The following is a 22,332-nucleotide window of genomic DNA, read 5'->3' as shown; positions in this document are numbered from 1 at the left end:
TCCTGTTAAGGGTTAGATTTGAGTCATGTAGATGGTTTAGTTTCCGGTGAAAACATGTCCCAGAGACTGCCAAAGCTGTTGCCTCTGCGGTCTACCCGTGATGGTGAAATATTCGCTGCCCTGCTGTGCATCGAGAAGATGAAATTCGAAAACGCGAGCGTATTCCGGTAATTGATCTTCAGCGAGTTCAGTGAGATCGGAGATCAGTTGACTGTCGTCAACTACATCGGCGGAAGGAATAATAAAAGCCACCAGGTGTTCAAGTGAGTCACCGAATACGGCGATATTGTGAACCCCCGCGTTTTGTCTGTATGTCGCCTCAACCCACTCCGGCGCAACATTCCTGCCTGCCGAGCTGATAATTAAATTTCGTTTTCGACCGCGTATATATAGAAAACCATCGGCGTCAAATTCAGCGATATCGCCTGTTTTCAACCAGCCATCGTCAGTGAGAGAAAGAGCCGATGAATCGCTGCCTTCGTAGCCATCGAACAGGGTTGGCGTTTTTACCAGTAGCTCACCGTCATCAGCAATTTTCATTTCAACCTGTGGAGCCGGCATGCCCGCACTGCCAAATCTAAAACGATCCGGTTTGTTCCATGACACCACAGCGGTCGCTTCGCTAAGGCCGTAGCCTTCATAAGCGTTAATGCCTTTCTCTGCCAGGGCATCTAATGTCGATTTTGAGATCGGTGCGCCACCGCAGGTCAGGAACGGCAGACTGGGACCGCCGAATATCTCATTGCTTAATGCGTCGCGAGCGATACCGCTGGCAAGCAGTGTATCCGCGCGGTTGTTTATCGATTCGACGATCGCTGGCGGCACCGAGTTTGACCAGGCTGATGCCTTTCTGCTTGAACAGTTCCTGGACATAGCTGCCTATGGTGATCAGTACGTAGCGGTAACCGTTCTGGTAGGCAATTTCAGGAATGTCGTTGAACAGCAAAACCGAAGCGTTGGTATCGATTGCAGAAAACGAACCGACTTCAGCAATCAGCTTTCGATCGACGACTTCATTTTGCGCTTCGCCAATGAGGGCTTCACAAGGTGCATCCAGATAGCGTTCTGAAAATAATGCAGCGGACTCGCCACCGGTTAAACTGAAGCAGGCCAGCAAGCGATCGTTTTTTTCCACGGCGATGAAACTGTTTGCTTTAACGCTCAGCTCCGCGCCGTATTTTTCCCGATAGCTGTTTTTAACCAGGTCGATCGCCTGCTGGAACCGATGATCATCCCGGTCCAGTTCAATGAGTCTGTATCCTGCACCGCTTGCCGTATGGGACTGATCCGGGTGAGGTTCAAATATTTCCCGCACTCCGGTCACAGCGGTGTTGATACTGGAAAGTTTGCCGGACAGGTGGCTCAGTGACTTCTTCGGTGAACTGTCGATAACTGACAACAGGTCTCCGGACAGAGCGGCATGATCGAATGCGCTCCAGAAATTAGTGGGATGGAACAGGCTCTGTTCCCAGTACTGAAGAGCATCCTGTTCAAAAGACGGTTGCGTCTCTGCTGATGGTATAAAACCGCAGTGCTGATTTTTGGGCAGGGTTCCTAATGCCGGAAAACTGATGCCCGGATTTCGCAACAACGGGCTGTTGATGGCGAGGCTTGAGCGCAGATACCGATGAAAAATCCGGCGTTCGTTTAATAGCAACTCGAGCTGTGAAAGTTCACGACTGCTACCCTGCACAACAAGCCGTTCGGGATGTTCCTGAGCGGAGATCATCACATCCATGTGATGCGCATCGATTAATGATTGCACAATATTATGCGATGCATGGATTACCATGCGGTTTACATTCAGCCGCGTTGCGGCGGCAAGCAGGCGTCCGTGATACTGGGCAAGGAGTACAGCCTGGCGGGCATCGATGGCGCCCGCAATATAAGCAGCGGCGACTTCGCCAATATCGCGACCGATGCAATAGTTAATCGAAAAGCCACGTTCCTGCAGTTCGGCTGCAAGGCCGGCATGTACCATCAGATTGATGGCTGGAATCTGTTCCGGCCGTGTCGATACGAGAACGCTGTGTGCGATTGCATCGCTGCGATCAGTGATGTCGATGTTCAGTTCGGGTGCAATGCTGGCAAACAGCTGGGCAAGTGCGCTCCATTCCCGGCGAAAATATTCGCCGGAAATGGTTTGCGGTAAGCGCGTTCCTGCCCAGTGGTAGCCGATACCATTCAATACCAGTATGTGCCTGTTGTTACCGTGTTGTGTTGCGAGTTTAGAATTCAACACGGCAGTGGTACCAGCGCCCGTAGTGGTGTTTGACGATCTCACAACTCGAGACCGGCAAACACTTTTCTGGCTGCTTCAACAAGCATTGCAGTATGTCGGGGTTCCATTAATACATTAGTCTTGAAAGTAATAACCCTAGACATTTCAGCAATGGAGTTGCTGATCAGTTGCAGCGGCTTTTCGGGTTCCGGTATGCCTGCAAGTGTCCATGGGTTCAGGCCAGTGGTTGGGCCAACATGTTTGCTGATGCAATGCCAGGTGGAACCAATACCCATGAGGCCAGACTCGGCAGGGTCCATGCCTGACTCGCGAATCATTTCAACGGTGCCGCGCGACTCGCCGCCGCCAAAAGAATGCGCCATCGAAGTAATTTGGATTAATGGATGGAACTTTGCTCAGTCTATTGAAGCAATCGGCCAAGTTCTGGGTATTCAACCCGGACAAGTACCAACTCGGGTAATACCGAGTAACGCTGTTGACTGGAAGACTAAAAAGCAGGAAGAGGACAAAGCAATTATCCATCGCTTGAATCAAACCTGGGGAGAAACGTTATCCCTTACAGATACTCGTGCGCAACCTGTTTGGAACTACTTGCATCGTCGTGGCATTGTTACGCGGCTTCGTCCTGAATGGGATTCGGTGCTGAGGTTTCATCCAAACTTGCCTTACCATGATGAAGATGGTCTGTTTATCGATAGCTACCCAGCGCTGCTAGGTAAAATCGTTACGCAGCAAGGGCGTTCGGCCACGTTTCATCGGATCTACCTAAGTGAAGATGGATTCAAAGCGCCGGTTGAAAAGCCTAAAAAGATGATGCCGATACCAAGTGACAGAACAATCACAGGTGGTGCCATTCCTATAGGTGAGCCTGGTGAGGTACTAGGTGTGTCTGAAGGCATCGAAACAGCTTTAGCGGTTACCAGAGCTACGGGGCAAACATGTTGGTCGGTTGTGAATGCAACCCTACTGGCTAGGTTTGAACCACCAAGTAATGTGAAAATGCTGTACATCTGGGCAGACCACGATCTCTCTGAGAGCGGCCTGAATGCAGCGAATGAACTCAAGAAAAAAGCCTGGCAGAAAGGCATTCTGACGCAAGTGTTGATCCCCCCGATACCAACGTCACTTGGCGTGAAAAGTTGGGATTGGAATGATGTGCTGAATGTTTACGGTGCCATAGGCTTTCCGAAAGTTCATATCTGATCCAAGGGGCTTCGGCCCCTTTTTTTGCGCCTTGCATATTTGAAAAAACATGGAGAATGAAAAATAGATAACCAATAGGAGAACAAACATGATGGTATTAACCCTGTTAACAAAGCAGATTGATGGTGAGTTTACGGTTTACTGGAAGACCGGCCTTCGAAGAGGTGGTGAGCTAAAGGTCGATTTAGGTGAGCAATACGACAAGCTAACTGAGCAGCAAAAGCCAATTGCAGCTGAGCTTTATGCTATTCATCACCTACTGTCAGTGAAAGAGGTGATGGGGAGTAACCGAAGCGGTAATGGGCTTCAAATCCGGGTCAGTAAAGGAGCTATCAAAAAGTTACAGAAACAACGCTCAACTCAGCATTCACTTTACAGCCTGACTAGGTTTTTGCTCACTCGATACCAAGAAGCACAGTTCTCGGTAGAGAAGCGGGACGATTGGCTCTCACATTCCTTCGAAGAATACAGCGTCGATAATGCTACAGTGAGAGAAATCGATGAGGTCATCAACGTTCCGAACATTGGACCCGTCGTGGTGACTCGTCACGCGCTTGAAAGATTCATGGAACGGCTTTCAGACGGCGTACCTAAGCATCCTTGGAAGGCTTTGTGCTCAAAGCTGCTATGTTCGGGGCTAACTAAAGCCCAGTTACCAGAAAGCGTCGCCATCCAAAAATCAAAAAAATATGCACAAGAGGCTGAGTTCTGGCAGCATGTGGGGAGCAAGATATACTTTGTTATGATTCCTGGTGGCTCAATTAAAACGTTGGTGACGGTTTTCAAAGTTAAGTGAAAATAATGTGGTATTAGCCAATCCTCAATATTTATTCTGTCTCAGAAGTGGAAGCTTGTTGTAAACCTGGTTGAATATATCTTGTTATTTTTTATATCAAAAAACATGACGCTTTGGGTAAGTCAACAGGCTCAAGAATTTATTGCTGAGGAAGGGAAATCATCAAATTTAGTGAATTAAAATGGACCGATTAAGAATTAACAGGCTAACAATAATCAATACTATGCTGGCGCAATATACAACTTTTGTTTTATGTGAAAAGCACCTATTAATAATGGAAAATATTAAAAATGACTAAAGATATGGACGACTTCTTAGATTTCATACGTAATGAGTTGGGTGAGGGAACCTGGGTTCCGCTTTACAAAAACCTAAATAAAGACGATAAATCTGAGGATGGTTCGCTATACTCTTGCTTAGTTTCACCAGAAAATACCCAAAAAGCAATGGAAGGCTATGGGTGGGATTTACTCCCTGGCAGTGGAGGCCCGTCAATAGTATGGAGTGGGGAGGATAATATCAGTTATGCTCCAAATGGCTCCGAATATCTACCGCTTGTTATCTATAGAGATTTTCATGGCACAAGAAAGCCTTACAGAGAAATATTACAAGAATTAGTATTATACCTCGAGCTCTACCATGACAGGGATAATCATAAATATGTTGTTGATGATGCCAATGGAACTGAAATTCAGGTTGTTAGGTATACAGATGATGAAATCCTTATAAGAAAATCATTTTTGAAAGCATTTATGTCTGCTAGACAAATGAACCTGCTTTTGTTTTTTGAAAATTCGCGCCACAAAGCTACAAGTACTCGGTTGCCGGATGAGTATGTGAATGATCCTTTCGTTTCTTACACTCGGTTTTGGGATAGTTCGTACGTAGAGGGCTATAGCACTTTCACTAGAGTGCTAGGAAAAAAGCTTTTCAATTGCTCACCAAGAAAAGAAGAGTACTACAGCCCATTTAAAGTAGAGAAGAGCTATGAATCCTTCATTATCGAAGGTGATGCTCATGATCATCATCTCCATTCATGTGATCCGTCTTTGCTAGCCGACTATTTCGGGAAAAATAGAGGTGCGCCTCATTACTTAACTCCGGTTTACTTCGATAAAGCGGTTCTTCAAAAGTATTTTGGGTCTTCATCAGAGTATGAAGTACAAGATAGCGTAATCCATAAGCATGGATATTGGAGGTTGCGCTTTGACAATAATTCGTCAGGACATGTTTGTGTTTTTTTAGGTGATCTTGGCCGAGATATACCTCATTCCGAGCAGATTTACTGGAAAAGCTTTAATCTTGCTCCAGAGGGACGAGCTATGAGTAATACATATTTTAAAAGAAGTATGCTCGGAGCCTTTGCTGATGCGGAAAGCCCAGATTTGGTTTTCAAGTCATATTTTGAAAGGTTTCAGAAGTATTGGTTAAAGGATAAAGGCTGGCCACTTTTTTTGCCGCTCGCCGAAGCTGATGCACACTGCTTAAAAACGCTACATTCCCTAACCAAAAATGAACAGTCAGAATTTGATGCACAGATACTATCATTGGTAAAAGTTACAATTGATTCTATTAATGTTAAAGATCTTAAAAAGCATGTTTCCATTGAAGAAAATGGTTCTATTAAGTTACTTGCAGAGTTTCTAAATGGTGGTGGTGTGAAATTTGACGTCGCAACCTTCTTAGGAGGGTTACAGGGCGTTCGATCGACAGGTGTAGCACATAGACGTGGTTCAAAGTATGAGAAAACGATTGCACGTCTTGGTATAAAAGACGACGAGCTGATTAAAGCGTTCGATAGCATTCTTGAACAAATGACAGACTTGTTAATTGATGTTGAGAAAGCCTTTCTAGCACAGGGGGGGGATGGTGAAAAACTCACATAATAAGGCTCTGCTGACGTTCAAATTTTCTGCTGCGTTCCAAATTTGCCGCAGAGTGGCATTTACGTCCCGAGTCAGCTTTCTTTACGCTTCACCCAGCTAGTCAGAAACACACACGATTCATTCATCTATCTGGCTAATCGCCCTGACGGGGATCTTTAGCATGTTAGCTCTATGAAATCTTCTGGAGCTGACAATGAGAACGCCTTTGTTACCTTGGTTCATCCTATGGTTGACCATCCCAATCATTATTTTCTTTCTATTCATCTTGCCCGCCCATGCCAGTGATGGGCCATTCTATCAGCGTGGTCAGGAAGGCTGGTTTTGGTATCAGGTCATTCCTGAGCCAGCGGAGCCTAAAGAGCTTTTAAATCAGGAATTTGGTTCCGTTGAGTCCAGTCAGGACGAGCTAAAGCCCTTCAGTGCCGCATGGTTCCGAGAGCATATGCAGTCGTTCATGGACAAGGCAATTGATGAGCCAACGAATGAGAATGTCAGAGCCTATCTTTATCTACAGCGCGTCATGATGGATAAGGGCTCACTATTTGCTGATGTTAGTCAGCAAGTGGTCATGGGCGATCCAGTTTTGGATGAAATCAGTCGCAGACCATTGGCTACCTATGCTGCCAATCGGATGGATCGAGAAGCAGGCGCTCAACGAGATATTGCTTTAAGTGAAGTAGCAAAACGGGCTGGCTTATTCTTCTTCTATCGTTCTGATTGCCCTTACTGCCATGCTCAAGCGCCTATCATCGAATCTTTGGCTTTGAACTATGGTTTCGAGGTTTTTGCTATTGCAGTCGATGGCTTGCCTTTACCTGGTGGAGAGTTTCCTCATTACAAAGTCGATTCAGGACAAGCCCAATCCTTGTCCGTTACGACTGTCCCTGCCGTGTTCTTAGTTGATCCGCCTAATGTCATCACTCCGATTGGCCAAGGCGCAATGAGCCTTGATGAGCTCAATAATCGAATCATTCTTGCAGCCCATCAAGCCGGTTGGATTGACGATCAAACTTACTATGCCACCAGACCTGTTCAACCCGGCGTGTCACTCGCGATGTCAGCCCAAGAGCTTAACGAGAAGATATTGCAGGACCCTGAGTTCCTTGTTCGCTATCTGCGTGCACAAGGAGGGTTATAACGATGAAAAAAGTATTTCAAGTATCTCTAATCGCCTGTGCGATTGGTTTTTCGTCTATGAGCCAAGCAAGTTTGCAACAGGAGATGAACCAGTTGTTTGGTTCAATGACCAACAGCACTGCGCCTGGTGTATTCGAGAGTCAACGACGTGGCGTTATATCTGGAGGAAGCGTTGTTGTCCGTAACAGGATCATGAACGAGAACCTCGTTTCTATGGTGCCACCGTCATTCCAAGCCGGTTGTGGCGGCATTGATATGTTCGCTGGAAGTTTGTCATTTGTTAATGCAGATCAGTTTGTTCAATTACTTCGCTCTGTAGCGGCAAATGCCAAGGGGTACGCATTCCAATTGGCGCTCAGTGCTATGTGTGAGAAATGCTCCCAGCACATGGAGACACTGCAAAAGAAAATCCAGCAGTTGAACGAGTATTTTGGCAATTCCTGTCAAATGGCTCAGGGAGTCGTGAACGATACCCTGGCTGCTTTTGGTAAAAAGGGGCAAACAGAAGCCAGCATGTTGAGCTCACTTAAAGGGGCTGGAGACGTTTTTACCAGTTGGAGTGAGTCCAATGGTAAGAACCCATATGAGAACGCTTCGAGTGTCGCGGCATCGGATGTGAACAAAACGATTAAAGGTAACTTGGTTTGGCGAGCACTGAAACGTCACTCGGCATCAAGCTGGTTTGCATCGGGGGATGACCGTTTTCTTGAAGCGGTTATGTCCGTGACGGGCTCGATCATCGTTGGTGATTTAGCGAATGCCGCTGATGGCCAAGGTAAAGCCCCAAAACTGACCAGACTGAATGGCAATAAAGTGACTATTGAGCATCTAATTCATGGCGGTAACGTCGCTATGTACCGATGTGACACAGTGACACAAGACGGCTGTCTAAATCCGACAATCACTAACGTGACCCTAACCGGGTTATCAACTCAGGTCGAAAATTTACTTCTTGGTACAGGTTCTAGTAACGGCATTATTTTTAAGTTTGCTCGAAATACAGGGGCTGCTAGCACCACCGAAAAGGCTTTTATGACCTCGGCTCCTGCGAGCATTGGCGGCATGATTCGAACACTTTCTGCATTAAATGAAGGAGCTGCTAGGTCGTTTGCTTCAAGAGCTGCGCCATTTATTGCTGTTGAGATGGCCCGAGCATTGGTTGAAGACATGCTCAATGCTGCTAGAAGCACCTCTGGTGTGGAAGATCATGCCTATGCGAAGTTGTTAACTGAAGACCTTGAACGTGCACGTCGCCAAATCAATGAGGAATACGCCGCGTTACAGCGAAGATACGGTTCAGAGCAAGAATTGCTGGCGCATTTTAATCAGGTGATTCAGACCATTCGCAAGCAGCGTTATTACACAGTTAAATCTACGGCACTGGGGGAATAGGTCATGTGGGAGATCTATTCCATCGGGGATTCGGCATTTTTAGAGCAGGTCTTGAACGCTGTCTCGATGATCACTGGTACAGGCGATTTTACTTCAATGGTTCGGATTGGCTTGCTCATTGGGGTATTGATGGTCTCTGTCCAGGCCTTAATGCAAGGCGGTCGTGGGATTAACTTTCAACACGTTTTAGTCTCATGGCTAGTCTTTGCAACCATGTTTGGACCCAGTACCCGAGTGAGCATTGAGGATGCGTACACGGGACAAGTTCGAGTGGTTGATAATGTGCCCATCGGTGTTGCTGCCGCAGGTAGTACGATTTCGACTGTTGGCTTTCAAATCACGCGATTGTTTGAAACGGCGTTCTCAACTCCCGCCATGACGGAATACGGCTTTGCATCCAGTTTACAGTCACTGATTAAAGTGAGAAAACAGGTGATGGATCGCTCTGGGTTGGGTGATGCAAATCGTGTCGGCGGTTCGGACATAGAGCAATCGTGGTTTAACTACATCAAAGAGTGCACCTTGATTGGTATCGACATCGGCCAAAAGAACCTCGATCAGGTGCTGAGTGATCCTAACCCGATGACTGCGATTAGGTTTGATTCGCGCATTTATGGCACGCGAATCATGCTCAGTGGTAGCAGTAGCGATCTGGACTGCACCGATGCCTATAGCCAACTGAAACTCATGACAGAATCAACCTTCATTCCGAGGCTTAAACAGGTTCTGTCAGCCTCATTGGGAACTTCGTCAGCAACGGACACTGATGACGTAATCCGAAATGCACTGAATAACCTTGGTTTGGCTTCGGTTAACACCCAAGAGTACATGACCGCGTCGGTGCTTTTGCCTATTTATGAGCAAAGCGTGACGGGCAAGTATATGGATGATCAAGCTTTCACCGCAGCCGTTATGGTTAACCAAGCGATTGAGCAGCGCAATACACAATGGGCGGCGGAGCAGACGCTGTTCCAAAGTATTGTTCGTCCGATGATGACGTTTTTTGAGGGCTTCATTTACGCCATCACCCCATTGATGGCCTTTGTGATAGCCCTTGGCCAAATCGGGATGCGAATGGCCGGGAAGTACTTGTTAATCCTGCTTTGGATTCAACTTTGGATGCCTGTCATGGCCATCATTAACCTGTATATTCATTTAACCGTTGCAGGGAAAATGTCGGCACTTGATGCTTTTGCAGGTACGGAAGTGCCATCTTTTGCCGGGATGATGCAGATGGATTCAGTGCTGCAAACTTGGATAGCTACTGGCGGAATGTTGGCGTCGAGTGTTCCAGCGATTTCGCTCATGCTCGTGTATGGCTCAGCAATAACCGCTACCCACTTGGCTGGGCGTCTTCAAAACGGTGATGCCATTGATGAAAAACTGGCAAGTCCAGATGTCGCGAAAAATGCCCCGGTAATGCAATCACAGTCAATGTTCCAAAATTCAGCCCTTACGGGTTCTGCTATGACCGGCGCGTCAAACCTACTAAGTAGTTTCTCTGTCGGAAACGCAGTGGGTTCAATGGTCGGCTCTGCAAAAGAATCCATGACTCAGGCAACCCAAGCCTTTAGTCGTCAGGTTGGGAATACCATGAGTCGAACTTTTGGTGAAAAGCTAAGTTACGACAACCTGTCATCGGTTGGACGTCAGATCGGCTCATCTAACTCCGCATCTAGCGCCGTTGTTAATCAGGTTACTGATGACCTGCAAACTCGGTATGGTTTTGGAGACGATAAAAAAGATGCTGTACGTGGCTTGGTATCGGGCGTGCTATCGGGAGGCCTAAGGGTCGGTGGCGATGGAACTATTACTAATCCCGGTGAGAAAGAAGTTGCTGATAAGGGTTTTCTTGGAAGGCTTCTTGGTACTGGCGGCAATGATTCTCCACAGGGCAACTTGCCAGGAGTCGATAAGCCAGACTCATCTCGTGTACCAAAACTATCAAGGGTACGAGCAGGGCTGGATTTAGGTGGTAACTTTAGTGGCCAAGTTGAGTCGTCAGAAGGCAGTTCTCGATCTACGACCGCAAATACGCTCACAGGGGAGATGCAAAGCTTGGCATCGAGTGATTCACGACGCGCTGAGTATCGCGATGCGATGGTTAAGGACCTTTCAGATTCAAGACGTTCTGGTGTTGAGATGTCCTTGTCTAACCAAGACTATCAGTCACTTCAGAGTTCAGCACAAGACGTTGTCACGGCATCAAATCGCTTTAGTGAGCTTGATCAGGCCAGCTACAGTCTATCAGGACAAAGAAATACTGATGGTGCGACGTTAACCCGATTAGCGGCGGACAATCCTGAAGTCATGGATTATTTAGGTCGCTATATAAACCAGCATGTTGAAGCAGGTAACCGTTTACGTGAAAACCTTCCAATGTATCAGCGCTTGCTACCTGATGATAATCAGGCGTATGTAGCGGCAGCTATGGAGTCTTTAACCTATAGCAACTCTTCAACGCCCGCTGAACGCGACAATGATTATCAAGCTGCAATGACGGTTATGGCCATGGCTACCGGAGCCGATTTACGATCAATTCAGCCGCGCTCAAATGAAGGCTTGTCATCAACTGCACCTACTTTTGGTGGTACTCAAAGCCAAGTTGAATCGGGTGTATTGGGCGGCTACGAGGATGCAGCAACAGTTCAAACTCAGTTCAACGCAGCTCAATCGGCTTACCAAACCAATCTGTCTGGTATAGATGGACAGTTGAATGCGCATCAGCAGCAAGCCCAGCAGGCCGTAGCTTCTGACACAAGTACCTATCAATCTGGACTAAACAGTGAAGCTGGATCTCAGTGGCGATCTCGCATTATGGCTGATGATAGCGGAGTCTCGGGTGCTGAAATGTTCTTCAACAGCGCCAGTGCTATTGGTGATTTCAGTGGCAAGCATACTGATGCAGCACTGCATACCTTGAATCACTTTGGCGAAGACTATGAGAGTTACAAAGAACAAGCGCTTGAAGATCCTGGCTCACGAGGTTTCTTGCACAATGCAACGGTGGCCAGCAAATCAACCTGGGATGGCTTAAAAGCCGCCGTTGATGCCGGAACCTCTTTGGAAAATCCATTGACGGCGTTTAATGATGCATACAGTGGATCGAGTTCGCAGTATGCCTCCGAAGTAAACTGGGGCACTAAGTCTGAAGCCATGTTGGCTGGGGCATTCGGTGCGGCAGTTAACAATCGATATGGTGAGTTCTTAGAACAGTATGCCGATGATTTTAAACAGGAAGCATACAGCGAAGGGCAGAGAATGGGATTGACCCCGATTCAAAGTCAAGTGTTCGCTCAAGCTTTCAATGAAGGTTTGGCGGGGCGCGTTTTCAACTCTGAAGACTCATCGAGTTGGTCGCCTGAAATGCTTGGCCTAAGGGAACAAATGCTAAATGAGTATCGTCAAAAGGATGAGAGTGGCGCTTACATCCCCGACACTGTGTCCGAAGAAGATAAAGAATTTGTGGATAAGCAGATAGCGGTGATCTCAAATGCATCCCTTGCGGGAGATTATGCTCAGAACAACTTGATCGATATTAGGGCCTATAACCAGGCATCAGGAAGGAACTAAAAACAGAAGGTAGCCAGCTTGTGGTGGGCTGGCTATTTTTTTGGCTTTTTGGGATACCTAGGATAAAAGCCATCAAAAAACGAATGGAGCTTATACCAATACCATTTTTTTTCAATGCTCAAAGTTCTACCCGAATCTTTAACTTGGCTGCTCAAGAATCTAATTCCAGTACAAATAGCTAAGAAAAAGAGTCCCAAACCAACAATTGTCCAACTCGCTTGCCAATATGCGATTACTAAAAACATAGTGGTGATGGCTATAAGGCCGATGGGGTTACAGGTCGCTTTGAACCCCAAGTAGCTGAAAAAAACGATGGTGCAAATCAGAAATGGCAAAGCCGCTAACTTGGCAGATGCTGTTAATATTTCTGAGGGAAAAAAATGAGCCGCAGCCAAAGTCGCCAGAAAAAGCCCCAGTGATATAACCCAGCAGCGTGCTGGTAAAGATTTAAGTAAGTTTGTCATCTTAGTTGTACTCTCAAAGTGCACGGGCGGTGCACAATCAAATCATGCATCAGCATGTTAGTTCTCAAAAAGTGCTCTAGTGGTTTGCTCGGCCATAATCTCGCACACAGGACATTTAAGCTGAATGCGCTGTTGAGATACCGTCAAATACAGACTGCCGCATCGACACCGGTGTAAGGATGCCAGCTGTGATCTTAAATCACGAGCTAGAACCCAACCTTCATTAATGGTTAGTTTTTTCCAGGGGATCTCAGCTGGAAGCTCTGCTTCTTCTCTTGCAACCAAGTACGCATCGTAAGCCTTCATCAAAGCATCAATATTTAATTGTTTGTAGACATTATCACCACCAATATTGACATAAAGCGCCATCAGCAGGGAGCCTTCAACTAAGGCTCTTCTGCTTTTAACAATGGCATCAGATTCTGGCAATTGACCAGGACAAGGTGACTTTCCAGTCACTTCTTTGTGCAGCCTTCTGATAATGTGGATTGGCAAACCAGTATCGAGCGCGATAATGGTTGTTCGAAATCCGTACTTAATAAGCAGCGAGGCTCGGGTAAACAGCTCACTTTTGGACAGGTTATCAATCATGCATCCCCCTTGTTGTTTAGGGTTGATAATAAATAAGCGATTCTTGGGATACCTGTGCCTTTGCTCTTCACCATCTCAATCAGTTGGCTTTGGTTACCCCGTGGTTGAAACAGCATGAATGATGAGGTCGCCACTCGTTGCAGGTCATCAACACCGGCATTAATCAGTGCATCCACCACGTCGCGTGTAAGACCAAAGCGCAAGACCGCCTCTTGCGGATCAATTCGCGCTAATTCTCGTGCTGCGTGTAGGTACGCCAAATTTAATTGATAGAAGTCTTGTTGATTGGTTGTCATTGACGGACCTCCAGTTCATGTAAAAGATTGCGATAGATAGAAAGTACTCTTTGCCCATACCAGCGTGCACGCTCTTCGTTCCAACTGTGATAGCGGCCTATGCCAAGCTCTAAATCGTTTGGTGAAGACTTGATTGCTTCGGCCAAAATACTGGAGCCGACGGCAAGGTTGGTGATGGGGTCTAGCAGTTCCGTCGCTGTGCTCACCCGATGCCCATGCCAATGCAGATTGATTTGCATTAGGCCAATATCGAGCTGGTATTTTTCACTCTCTTGAAGTGCCTGGTTTAACAGTTGCTCAGCTTCTGTCTTAGATTTGGCGTAGGTTGCATTTGAACCATTGCGAATTGCGTATGGCCATGGACTGGTCATGTTAAGACCACGATGTGAGGCCGACTCAGCCAAGGCAACGGCGTAGAGCATGACTGGATCAATACCAACGCTTTGTGCTGCTTTTTCCCACTGATAGCCCGGAAACGCATAGACTGAAGTGCTTGCGGACATGGCTATCACTAGGGCAATGGTTTTTGCTTTAATCGTTTTCATTTTTGTCCTCTAATTCATTTCCGCGAAGCACCTGAATGGCTTTCGGGCTTATTCTTTTCAAAGGCACTGCGCTAAAGTCAGCGATGCCTCTCGTATAAACTTGTGCCGCTTTTGACCAGTCGCCCACGGCAACAGGCGCTTGCATATCAAATCCTTTTTGCTGGTTCTGATGGTCTGCAATACCCTGTAATAGCCTTGGGTATTCACCCACTTCGTCCAGTAACAAGTAAGCCTGGTAGCGTGTTAAAAACTCTTTTTGCTTAAAGGGGTATTCCCTGTCATCTACCTTGCAGAGTTCAACCCATCCCCCCATGTCTGAAATCACGCGGTGTATAAGTGCATCGTCAAACATCACGGATGTCCAAGCGCCAACCTGACGAACAGCCTTGTCAACTTTGTTCCAAGCAACCATGGCTCTTGAACCCGAGTTGCCATCGATATGCTTGATGACGTCAGCGGGCTTTGGAAAAAATTGCCCAGTATCCGGTGATTGAATATGCCGAGTCAGACCGATTCGCACTTCTTCAATGCTATAAGCACGAAGGGCTTCAAATGCGATGGATAGCAATTGCGGTGATACGCTTTTGCCATACATGGCCCAAGCTGCTCCCCAAACATCAGCAAACTCGCGTTTATCAACCTCCTGCACTTGAACGAACCTCCCGAATACCTGGTCCGGCCCAGCTTTCAGCAATGCGGCGATTGCTTTCTTCAATATTCAATTGGTGATTGCTGACCTTTAGGCTCGTCGATGATTGCTGTACTTCATCAATGCGAACGTACTCGTCTTCCCATTGCCGGTTTAAAAGCCAGTTATGTGGCATAGGGGTCTTAGTCCGATCTTGATACTGCAATCGGTTGTCTCGTTGCTCTTTCCAGCGTGTTAGGACTTCCAAGGCGAGTTCATGATCTTCATTGAGGCCCATGCGCAGCCATTCTTCTTTGGCTTTTGCTTTTTTTTCTTTGCGTATTTGTACATCCCAGAAGTCTTCAAACTGTATGTGGTCAACAGTTTTAACTGTTGGTTTATTGCTTCTCTCAGAGTCATCCGACCGTTGAGAGTCCCTTACCGGGTTGCCATCAGGCATAAACAATGATGAAAATTCTTCTGGAAGCCGAGCTTGAAAAGCGGCAAGAGATTTCAAAAGCGATGCAATACCAACGAAGTCGGCAGGTACATCTTTAAGCAACCGAAAGGCTGCCTTACCTTGGTTTGGGTTTTCGATTGGGTTGTGCTTCAGAAAGCTTCGAATCAAAGTCCAACCAGATTCCTCGCAACGAATCAGGAACTGATCTTGTTCTAACTCACTTAACGCCTTGGCAACCTGTTGCTCATCCCAGTTCAAGTCAGAAGCAACGTAACCAATCGGCAGTCGAAAGCAGCCAAGCAAATTACAATGCGGGCATGTAAGCAAATACAGTCCTAGCAACTTCGCTGAATCACTCCAGGACAAAACATTTTGCTTTAGCCAAAAGCGGGTATAGACCTTGCCATAATCACGCATGGAAGTACTCGCTTTTGTGTTTACGTAAAATGCTGACCATTACTTGCCCTTAATCCTACTGGTTACTGGCTTTCAGCTCGCTTTGGCCTTCGGGATAGATGTCCGGTCTTAACTGAGATCGGGTTACCTGTCCTTGCGTAGCTTGTTCGATGGGTAAAACGAATTCAGCGGGAACACGCCCTGATTTATTCAACCAAAACCAGACGTTTTGCTGTTTTGAGTTGATGGCTCGTGCTAATGCTGATTGCCCGCCGACCAAGTCAATGGCACGGCGGAGATGTTTTTGTGTCGTGTTGAACACTTCCATACCGTCTCCTGTTACAATAATAACTGTTACAAGATTGAATGTAACAGTATAAACTGTAGATAAGTCAACAGTTAAAATTGTTGAAAGGCTACAGTTTTATTTGTAGAATACGGGCTTATGAAAACTTTATCCGAACGACTAAACCATGCCTTGCAGCTTACTGGGGTGACTCAGTCTGAGTTGGCTCGTCGCATTGGTATCAAACAGCAGTCGATCAGCCAGATTTGCTCTGGTAAATCGGCTAGGTCTCGTTACACCATGCAGATCGCGGAGGCGCTTCGCGTGAATGCTCATTGGCTCGCCACAGGTGATGGCGAGATTGGCTTGGGGGTCGGTAATGTAGAAGTAGGGCCTGACATTAAAGGGAGTATTCCTCTTATTAATTGGGTTCAGGCTGGGGATTGGACTGAAATAGCGGAGGGATTTGCCTTTGAAGATGCAGAGGAGTGGCGTGAAGTCACTGGGAAAGCACATGAAGGTTGTTTCGCGCTTCGCGTAAAAGGCGACAGTATGGAAAATCCAAGCGGAAAAAAATCCATACCTGAGGGAGCAGTGATCGTTGTTGATCCTGAGTTACCTTACTCATCAGGTTCATTGGTTGTTGCGCGTTTGGATGATTCGAAAGAAGCAACCTTTAAGCAGTTGGTTATTGATGGTGAACAGAAGTACCTAAAACCTTTGAACCCGCAATACCCTGCAATACCGATCAACGGCAACTGCACCATCATTGGTGTAGTACGACAAGCTATCATCGATTTTTGGTAGCGAAGGAATTTGTGGTTTAGCCACAGTTGTTCATGAGCTGAAGAAGCAACGATTGCAAACAGCTACAACTGAGCATTGGCGCACGCTGAGAGTAAATGGTAACCGATTAGATAACCATTGATTGTTTATAAAGTCAAGATCAGCGAAAATAGCGGCCAATTACGATTAACACGACGGATTTGACAAGCGAAGAACTGAAAAGAGAGTACTTCCAAAAGTGTGTACAAATCCGTGTACAAACTAAAAGAATTTATACATGGCAAACCAAGATTTTCTTAATGAAATCAATAAGCGAAGGACCTTTGCTATCATCTCCCACCCTGATGCCGGTAAAACCACACTGACCGAAAAGCTGTTGCTGTTCGGGGGTGCGATCCAGCTTGCCGGAACCGTCAAGGGGCGCAAAGCCGCGCGCCACGCGACATCAGACTGGATGGAGCTCGAGAAACAGCGTGGTATCTCGGTGACCTCGTCGGTGATGCAGTTCGACTATAACGATCGGGTCGTGAACCTGCTCGATACCCCAGGACACGCTGACTTCTCCGAGGATACATACCGTACCCTGACAGCAGTTGACTCGGCGCTGATGGTGATTGACGTTGCCAAGGGTGTCGAGGAACGTACGATTAAATTGATGGAGGTGTGTCGCATGCGCGATACGCCGATACTCACATTCGTCAACAAGCTCGACCGTGAGGGACGCGATGCGATCGATATCATGGACGAAATCGAGGATGTATTGAAAATGCCTTGTTCGCCGTTGACATGGCCGATTGGCATGGGCAAGCGATTTAAAGGGGTGTTTGATCTCCGTAGTGATACCACGCATCTTTATAATCCGAATCACGGTGGCAAGATTGCGACCGGTGAAATGATCGGGGGGCTGGACAATCCACGCCTCGATGAAGTCATCGGAGATATGGCTGACGAGCTCCGCGAGGAGGTTGAGCTTGTACGTGGTGCAACCCGCGAGTTTGATATTGAAAGCTACCTCCAGGGTGAGCTGACACCTGTCTTTTTCGGCTCTGCAATCAATAACTTCGGTGTACAGGAGCTACTCGATGCGTTCGTTGAATATGCACCTGCACCGCTTGCTCGCCACGCAGGCCAGAGAGACGTCAAACCGGAAGAGGAGGGTTTCAGTGGCTTTGTCTTCAAGATACAGGCGAACATGGATCCTTCACACCGTGACCGTATTGCCTTTATGCGCGTCTGCTCTGGCAATTACAGCAAAGGCATGAAGATGAAGCAGGTGCGCATTGGCAAAACAGTGCAGATCAGCAACGCGATCACCTTCCAGGCCGATAGCCGCAAGCAGGTTGAAGAGGCCTGGCCAGGCGATATCATTGGTTTGCATAATCATGGCACCATCCAGATTGGCGATACATTTACATCGGGTGAGGAGCTCAAGTACGAGGGCATTCCCTATTTTGCACCGGAACTCTTCCGTCGTGTCGTCCTCAAGGATCCGCTCAAGATGAAGCAGCTCCACAAGGGCGTTCTGCAGCTGTGCGAGGAGGGTGCGACCCAGGTTTTCCGTCCACTGAAGAATAATGACCTTATCCTGGGCGCAGTTGGAGTGCTGCAGTTTGATGTCGCCGTACACCGTCTCAAGGGTGAATATGGAGTTGAGGCAATAGTAGAGGCAATTGGCGTTCAGACGACGCGCTGGGTCAGCTGTGACGATGAAAAGATGCTCGAACAGTTCAAAATCAAGAACCATGACAACCTGGCCGAGGATGGTGACGGGCAGCTGGTCTACCTGGCTCCAACACGTGTGAATCTCACGCTTGCACAAGAGCGCTGGCCTGAGGTGACCTTCTCAACATCAAGAGAATTATAATAAAAAACAAATAGATAAAGAAAACAGTTAATTCATATTATTCTTTAAATTCAGCACATAAAAAAAGGCGCGGTAAGATACCGCGCCAAAAACCACCATAAGAAGGATGGAGGAATATACGCTAATTTAAAGGAGGGGGATTAGCGTATGCAGATATACTAATATAGGTGCTTTCGAAAAGTCAAGTGAATATTGCGATGCAACAAAACATACATGCCAGAGATGCCGGTTCTCGTCGCGGGCAGTTGGTATTTGAGCGTGGTTCGGTAGAAACTCCCGCGTTTATGCCGGTTGGTACCTATGGCACAGTCAAGGCGATGACACCGGAAGAGTTGCGTTCAGTCGGTGCCGAAATGATTCTTGGCAATACCTTTCACCTCTGGCTTCGCCCAGGTACAGAAATAGTCCGTTTACATGGGGATCTGCACGATTTTATGCATTGGGATGGACCGATATTGACGGATTCAGGTGGATTCCAGGTCTACTCACTCGGTGCCATGCGCAAGATTACCGAAGAGGGTGTCCATTTTCGTTCTCCGATTGATGGAGACAAGGTCTTCATGGGTCCGGAAGAGTCGATGCAAATCCAGCGTGAACTGGGCTCAGATGTGGTCATGATATTCGATGAATGTACGCCATATCCGGCAACCCACAAGGTGGCAGAAGAGTCGATGGAGTTATCGTTGCGATGGGCTAAACGCAGTAAAGAGGCGCATGGTGACAACCCCTCTGCACTGTTTGGAATTGTTCAGGGTGGAATCTACGAGGATTTGCGACAGCGTTCGCTTGAAGGCCTGATGGAGATCGGTTTCGACGGCTATGCAGTAGGTGGGCTCTCGGTTGGCGAACCGCCTGAGGATCGCTGGCGCATACTCGATTTTCTCTCTGACAAGCTGCCAACTGACAAGCCACGCTACCTGATGGGTGTCGGTACGCCTGAAGACCTGGTCGAGGCGGTACAGCGTGGTATCGACATGTTTGACTGTGTCATGCCGACCCGCAATGCGCGCAATGGCGACCTCTTTACCCACACAGGCAAGGTACGCATCAAGAATGCAAAATATGCAAAGGATACCGGGCCACTTGATTCTGATTGCGATTGCTATACCTGCCAGAACTACAGCCGCGCCTATTTGCGTCACTTGCATCGTTGCAATGAAATACTCGGTGCGAGGCTGAATACAATTCACAACCTGGCTTACTACCAGTCACTCATGCATGGTATCAGAAGCGCAATTGAAGAGCAGCGTCTCGCCAGTTTCGTGGATGACTTTTATGCAATGAAGAGAACCGGGTAACGCAAGCCAATGGAAAGTATCCTTGTCGTTCTTGGCATCATCTTTCCGGTCTTCGCGGTTGCTGTCAGCGGCTATCTGTATGCACGTTTCCGACGCGGCGGCACTGATCTTTCAGTCACCAACAGGGTTAACCTGGAGATATTCACCCCGGCACTGATTTTCTCGGTGATGTCCGATGCCGAATTTGATCTGCTCAGCTACACCAGCCTGACGGCAGCCGGAGTTGTAGTGATTCTTATCACGGGCGTGATCGCTGTAGCGGCAGCAAAAGTGATGAAGACAGACGTCAAAACACTCGTACCGCCGCTGATGTTCAACAACTCTGGCAACATGGGATTGCCACTGGCAGTGTTTGCATTTGGAGAGGAGGGGCTGGCCGCTGCGACCGTACTCTTTATTGTCGAAAACTTCATGCATTTTACTTTCGGCAGCTGGATACTGGCGGCGCATTTTCATATCAAACCGCTGATTCGCCTGCCGATGTTCTGGGGCGCTTTTCTCGGCATCGTCGTCAATCTTGCAGGTATCAAGCTGGTTGAGCCACTTGGGGATGCAATCAGTATGCTTGGACAGATCTCGATACCGCTGCTGCTGTTCTCACTCGGTGCACGCGTGGCACAGACGCACGTTACCCACTTTCGTCTCGCAATAGCGGCAAATGTGCTTAATGTCAGTGCCACCCTGCTTGTCGGTCTTTTGTTAATTTCACTGTTTTCACTCGAGGGAATGCAGGCAGCGCAATTCATCCTCTTTTGTGCCTTGCCGCCGGCGGTTCTCAATTTCATGCTTGCAGAGCAATATGGGCAGGAACCGGATAAGGTTGCATCGATCGTGTTACTGGGAAATGTCTCCAGTATTCTCGTGATACCCGTGGTGCTCTATTTTATTCTGTAGGAATTGTTACAAATTTGAAAAAACAGGCTTGACATGGAGGCCGGAAACCGTACAATTTGCGGCCTCAACGCGGGAATAGCTCAGCTGGTAGAGCACAACCTTGCCAAGGTTGGGGTCGCGAGTTCGAATCTCGTTTCCCGCTCCAAACAAATCAAGCACTTATGAGAAATCGTAGGTGCTTTTTTATTGCATATGTGAAAAAGGGGTGATGATGAAAACACGATTTCACAAGTCCACCCAGACTTAGGAGTTCGGGGTGCGCAATACCCGCAATACAGCGTCTTACCCAGTACCTTGAATGCACCGATCGGTTGAGGTGGCAGTCGGAAGAGCTCATTCAATCAAGGGGCACTTCGGCGCGCCTTTTTCATATCGGAACAGGCCGCTGACCATACCGCTCCTTTATCATTCCAATTGCTTCACCCACAATCAGCGATGCCTGACGTTCACTGAGGTTAAAGCCTTTTTTCAGCAGTTTGATTGGTTTCTCGACTGAGTCATTCATCGATGCATTAACAAAAGCCACCCAGAGCGCAGCGTTGTTCTGCTTCAAAATCCCTTGCTTGAACATGTCATAGCCGACCTGGAAGTTAATCACTAGTGGCGCCAGGTATAGATTCGTTTTCCTGTCGCCTAATTTGAAGGGTAGTCCCTTGGAATGCCATTCGTTGATTGTGACGCGGGACACATCGAGCAGATCGGCAATCTGCCGCTGGGTTGCCCAGTTATCATTGTCCAGAATCGCCAGGGCTGTGTCCTCACGCCCTTGAAACATCGTACTAGCCATATACCACCTTGTCGTTGTAAGCCCCCTATAGGGCTTAGAAACTGGATAGTCACGGTGCTGCGAATTACCCGTAAACTAATGGCCTAGCCAGTACCTTTTGCCCTGAAGGGCTGCCAGTCATGCTAGGTAGATCATGAGGCATCATGCGAGTAGTTTAATGCCGTCCATAATTGTAGAACAATTATAGTACGTTTTGTGAGTGTGGGTAGCGTCGTAAATGTCCTCTTTCGGCCAAAAGCGGACATTCGTGTTTAAAACCGTAATACTCAGAAACCTGTATCTCGTAAGTGATTATCGATTAATTTCTTTCGACGGAGGTTCAGGCATAGGGTGCGCTTTTAGTGGTGCTGGCGAGGCAGGTGTCGAGTCACTTGGCGTTGGTGCTATCTTCATCGGCTCGTCAGGTAATGTAGGCCTAGATCCACCGGTCATTGTTACCACCGCCGTACAATCTTCAAGCTTGCCGAGGGCAGTTGTCCCATCCGGTCGTGTATTGCGGCAGCTCGTACCGTTCATCCCGCCACATCGTTCCGGATCGCCACTAGGAGCAGCAAACGTCTTATCTCTAATCATCGGCGGACGTCCCTCGCGCCGAACTGCACACTTGCACTCGCAGTTAATTTGACTCAAAACACCTTCACGTGGCTTCGCATTAGCTTCTGATAGCCAAGCTAGGTTTGCAATAAATACACAGGTGCCCCCTATAACAAAGCGCGGATTCAACTCACTAGTGCAACGGATGGGTTAATCCCGAAAAATACTTGATTGGGCGTTTTAATGCCAAGACATTTTCGGGGACGATTGTTCA

The 22,332-nt window shown here is 47.6% G+C and carries 20 protein-coding genes, 1 tRNA gene and 1 pseudogene; 11 read left to right on the top strand and 11 right to left on the bottom strand.

The genetic code is table 11. The annotated features are described in order from the left end of the window. Positions 1–36: 36 nt before the first annotated feature. From BOW06_RS02200 to BOW06_RS02190, 3 genes are all read right to left on the bottom strand, one after another. Positions 37–825: an AMP-binding protein gene (locus tag BOW06_RS02200; protein ID WP_078464371.1), complete on the bottom strand. Its 789-nt coding sequence runs from the start codon at positions 823–825 to the stop codon at positions 37–39. Continuing rightward, entirely contained in the window at positions 740–2,188 is a 1,449-nt protein-coding gene (locus BOW06_RS02195; protein ID WP_179115096.1) for a thermostable hemolysin, read from the bottom strand. Before BOW06_RS02195 ends, BOW06_RS02200 begins: the two co-directional genes overlap by 86 nt. A 92-nt stretch (positions 2,189–2,280) precedes the next feature. Continuing rightward, the gene (locus BOW06_RS02190) at positions 2,281–2,559 is read right to left on the bottom strand and encodes a hypothetical protein (RefSeq protein ID WP_078459440.1); all 279 of its coding nucleotides are present in this window, start codon (positions 2,557–2,559) and stop codon (positions 2,281–2,283) included. 55 nt (positions 2,560–2,614) lie between these two features. Here BOW06_RS02190 and BOW06_RS02185 point away from each other — a divergent pair. The 6 genes and pseudogenes from BOW06_RS02185 to BOW06_RS02160 all read left to right on the top strand — a co-directional run. Beyond that, positions 2,615–3,445, top strand: a pseudogene (locus tag BOW06_RS02185) (DUF7146 domain-containing protein); the annotation flags it as partial. Positions 3,446–3,533: 88 nt separating this feature from the next. Next, positions 3,534–4,241: a hypothetical protein gene (locus BOW06_RS02180; RefSeq protein ID WP_078453872.1), complete on the top strand. Its 708-nt coding sequence runs from the start codon at positions 3,534–3,536 to the stop codon at positions 4,239–4,241. A gap of 290 nt (positions 4,242–4,531) precedes the next feature. Next, positions 4,532–6,127 (top strand): hypothetical protein, encoded by a 1,596-nt coding sequence (locus tag BOW06_RS02175; RefSeq protein WP_078454956.1) that lies wholly within the window; start codon positions 4,532–4,534, stop codon positions 6,125–6,127. A gap of 193 nt (positions 6,128–6,320) precedes the next feature. Further along, complete coding sequence (locus BOW06_RS02170; RefSeq protein WP_043116927.1) at positions 6,321–7,265, top strand: thioredoxin family protein; 945 nt, start codon at positions 6,321–6,323, stop codon at positions 7,263–7,265. Positions 7,266–7,267: 2 nt separating this feature from the next. Next, the gene (locus tag BOW06_RS02165) at positions 7,268–8,656 is read left to right on the top strand and encodes a conjugal transfer protein TraH (RefSeq protein WP_043116926.1); all 1,389 of its coding nucleotides are present in this window, start codon (positions 7,268–7,270) and stop codon (positions 8,654–8,656) included. Positions 8,657–8,659: 3 nt separating this feature from the next. After that, on the top strand, positions 8,660–12,229 hold the full coding sequence (locus BOW06_RS02160) for a conjugal transfer protein TraG N-terminal domain-containing protein (protein ID WP_078454314.1): 3,570 nt from the start codon (positions 8,660–8,662) through the stop codon (positions 12,227–12,229). Between the two features lie 32 nt (positions 12,230–12,261). Here BOW06_RS02160 and eexS read toward each other — a convergent pair whose 3' ends face one another. The 7 genes from eexS to BOW06_RS02125 are packed head-to-tail and all read right to left on the bottom strand — an operon-like array spanning position 12,262 to position 15,937. Next, positions 12,262–12,693 (bottom strand): entry exclusion protein EexS, encoded by a 432-nt coding sequence (gene eexS / locus BOW06_RS02155; RefSeq protein ID WP_078454315.1) that lies wholly within the window; start codon positions 12,691–12,693, stop codon positions 12,262–12,264. A 57-nt stretch (positions 12,694–12,750) separates the two neighbouring features. Further along, a complete protein-coding gene (locus BOW06_RS02150; RefSeq protein WP_043116920.1) occupies positions 12,751–13,284 on the bottom strand; it encodes a FlhC family transcriptional regulator in 534 nt (177 codons plus the stop codon). Further along, positions 13,281–13,580: a flagellar transcriptional regulator FlhD gene (locus tag BOW06_RS02145; protein WP_000210563.1), complete on the bottom strand. Its 300-nt coding sequence runs from the start codon at positions 13,578–13,580 to the stop codon at positions 13,281–13,283. Before BOW06_RS02145 ends, BOW06_RS02150 begins: the two co-directional genes overlap by 4 nt. Next, on the bottom strand, positions 13,577–14,125 hold the full coding sequence (locus BOW06_RS02140) for a lytic transglycosylase domain-containing protein (protein ID WP_043116919.1): 549 nt from the start codon (positions 14,123–14,125) through the stop codon (positions 13,577–13,579). Before BOW06_RS02140 ends, BOW06_RS02145 begins: the two co-directional genes overlap by 4 nt. Then, a complete protein-coding gene (locus BOW06_RS02135) occupies positions 14,112–14,774 on the bottom strand; it encodes a DUF6475 domain-containing protein (RefSeq protein ID WP_043116918.1) in 663 nt (220 codons plus the stop codon). The genes BOW06_RS02140 and BOW06_RS02135 overlap by 14 nt, the downstream gene beginning before the upstream one ends. Then, positions 14,761–15,630, bottom strand: coding sequence for a hypothetical protein (locus BOW06_RS02130; protein WP_078454317.1), 870 nt, complete (start codon positions 15,628–15,630; stop codon positions 14,761–14,763). The genes BOW06_RS02135 and BOW06_RS02130 overlap by 14 nt, the downstream gene beginning before the upstream one ends. Positions 15,631–15,685: 55 nt before the next feature. Then, on the bottom strand, positions 15,686–15,937 hold the full coding sequence (locus BOW06_RS02125) for a transcriptional regulator (RefSeq protein ID WP_011788534.1): 252 nt from the start codon (positions 15,935–15,937) through the stop codon (positions 15,686–15,688). 117 nt (positions 15,938–16,054) lie between these two features. Between BOW06_RS02125 and BOW06_RS02120 the strand changes: the two genes are divergently transcribed. From BOW06_RS02120 to BOW06_RS02100, 5 genes are all read left to right on the top strand, one after another. Next, positions 16,055–16,702: a LexA family protein gene (locus BOW06_RS02120; RefSeq protein WP_025673255.1), complete on the top strand. Its 648-nt coding sequence runs from the start codon at positions 16,055–16,057 to the stop codon at positions 16,700–16,702. A 256-nt stretch (positions 16,703–16,958) separates the two neighbouring features. Continuing rightward, entirely contained in the window at positions 16,959–18,545 is a 1,587-nt protein-coding gene (locus BOW06_RS02115; RefSeq protein WP_078454318.1) for a peptide chain release factor 3, read from the top strand. Between the two features lie 197 nt (positions 18,546–18,742). Next, on the top strand, positions 18,743–19,843 hold the full coding sequence (gene tgt, locus BOW06_RS02110; RefSeq protein WP_078454319.1) for a tRNA guanosine(34) transglycosylase Tgt: 1,101 nt from the start codon (positions 18,743–18,745) through the stop codon (positions 19,841–19,843). A 9-nt stretch (positions 19,844–19,852) separates the two neighbouring features. Continuing rightward, a complete protein-coding gene (locus BOW06_RS02105; protein WP_043116911.1) occupies positions 19,853–20,737 on the top strand; it encodes an AEC family transporter in 885 nt (294 codons plus the stop codon). Positions 20,738–20,806: 69 nt separating this feature from the next. Continuing rightward, positions 20,807–20,882: transfer RNA gene (locus tag BOW06_RS02100), tRNA-Gly, on the top strand. 222 nt (positions 20,883–21,104) lie between these two features. Here BOW06_RS02100 and BOW06_RS02095 read toward each other — a convergent pair. Further along, a complete protein-coding gene (locus tag BOW06_RS02095; protein ID WP_143556143.1) occupies positions 21,105–21,524 on the bottom strand; it encodes a hypothetical protein in 420 nt (139 codons plus the stop codon). Positions 21,525–22,332 lie beyond the last annotated feature (808 nt).

It is taken from the genome of Solemya velum gill symbiont, from assembly GCF_002020255.1.
Classification (GTDB): Bacteria; Pseudomonadota; Gammaproteobacteria; order Chromatiales; family Chromatiaceae.
The sequence above is the reverse complement of the archived record's forward strand: the minus strand, read 5'-3'. Positions and strand labels throughout refer to the sequence as shown.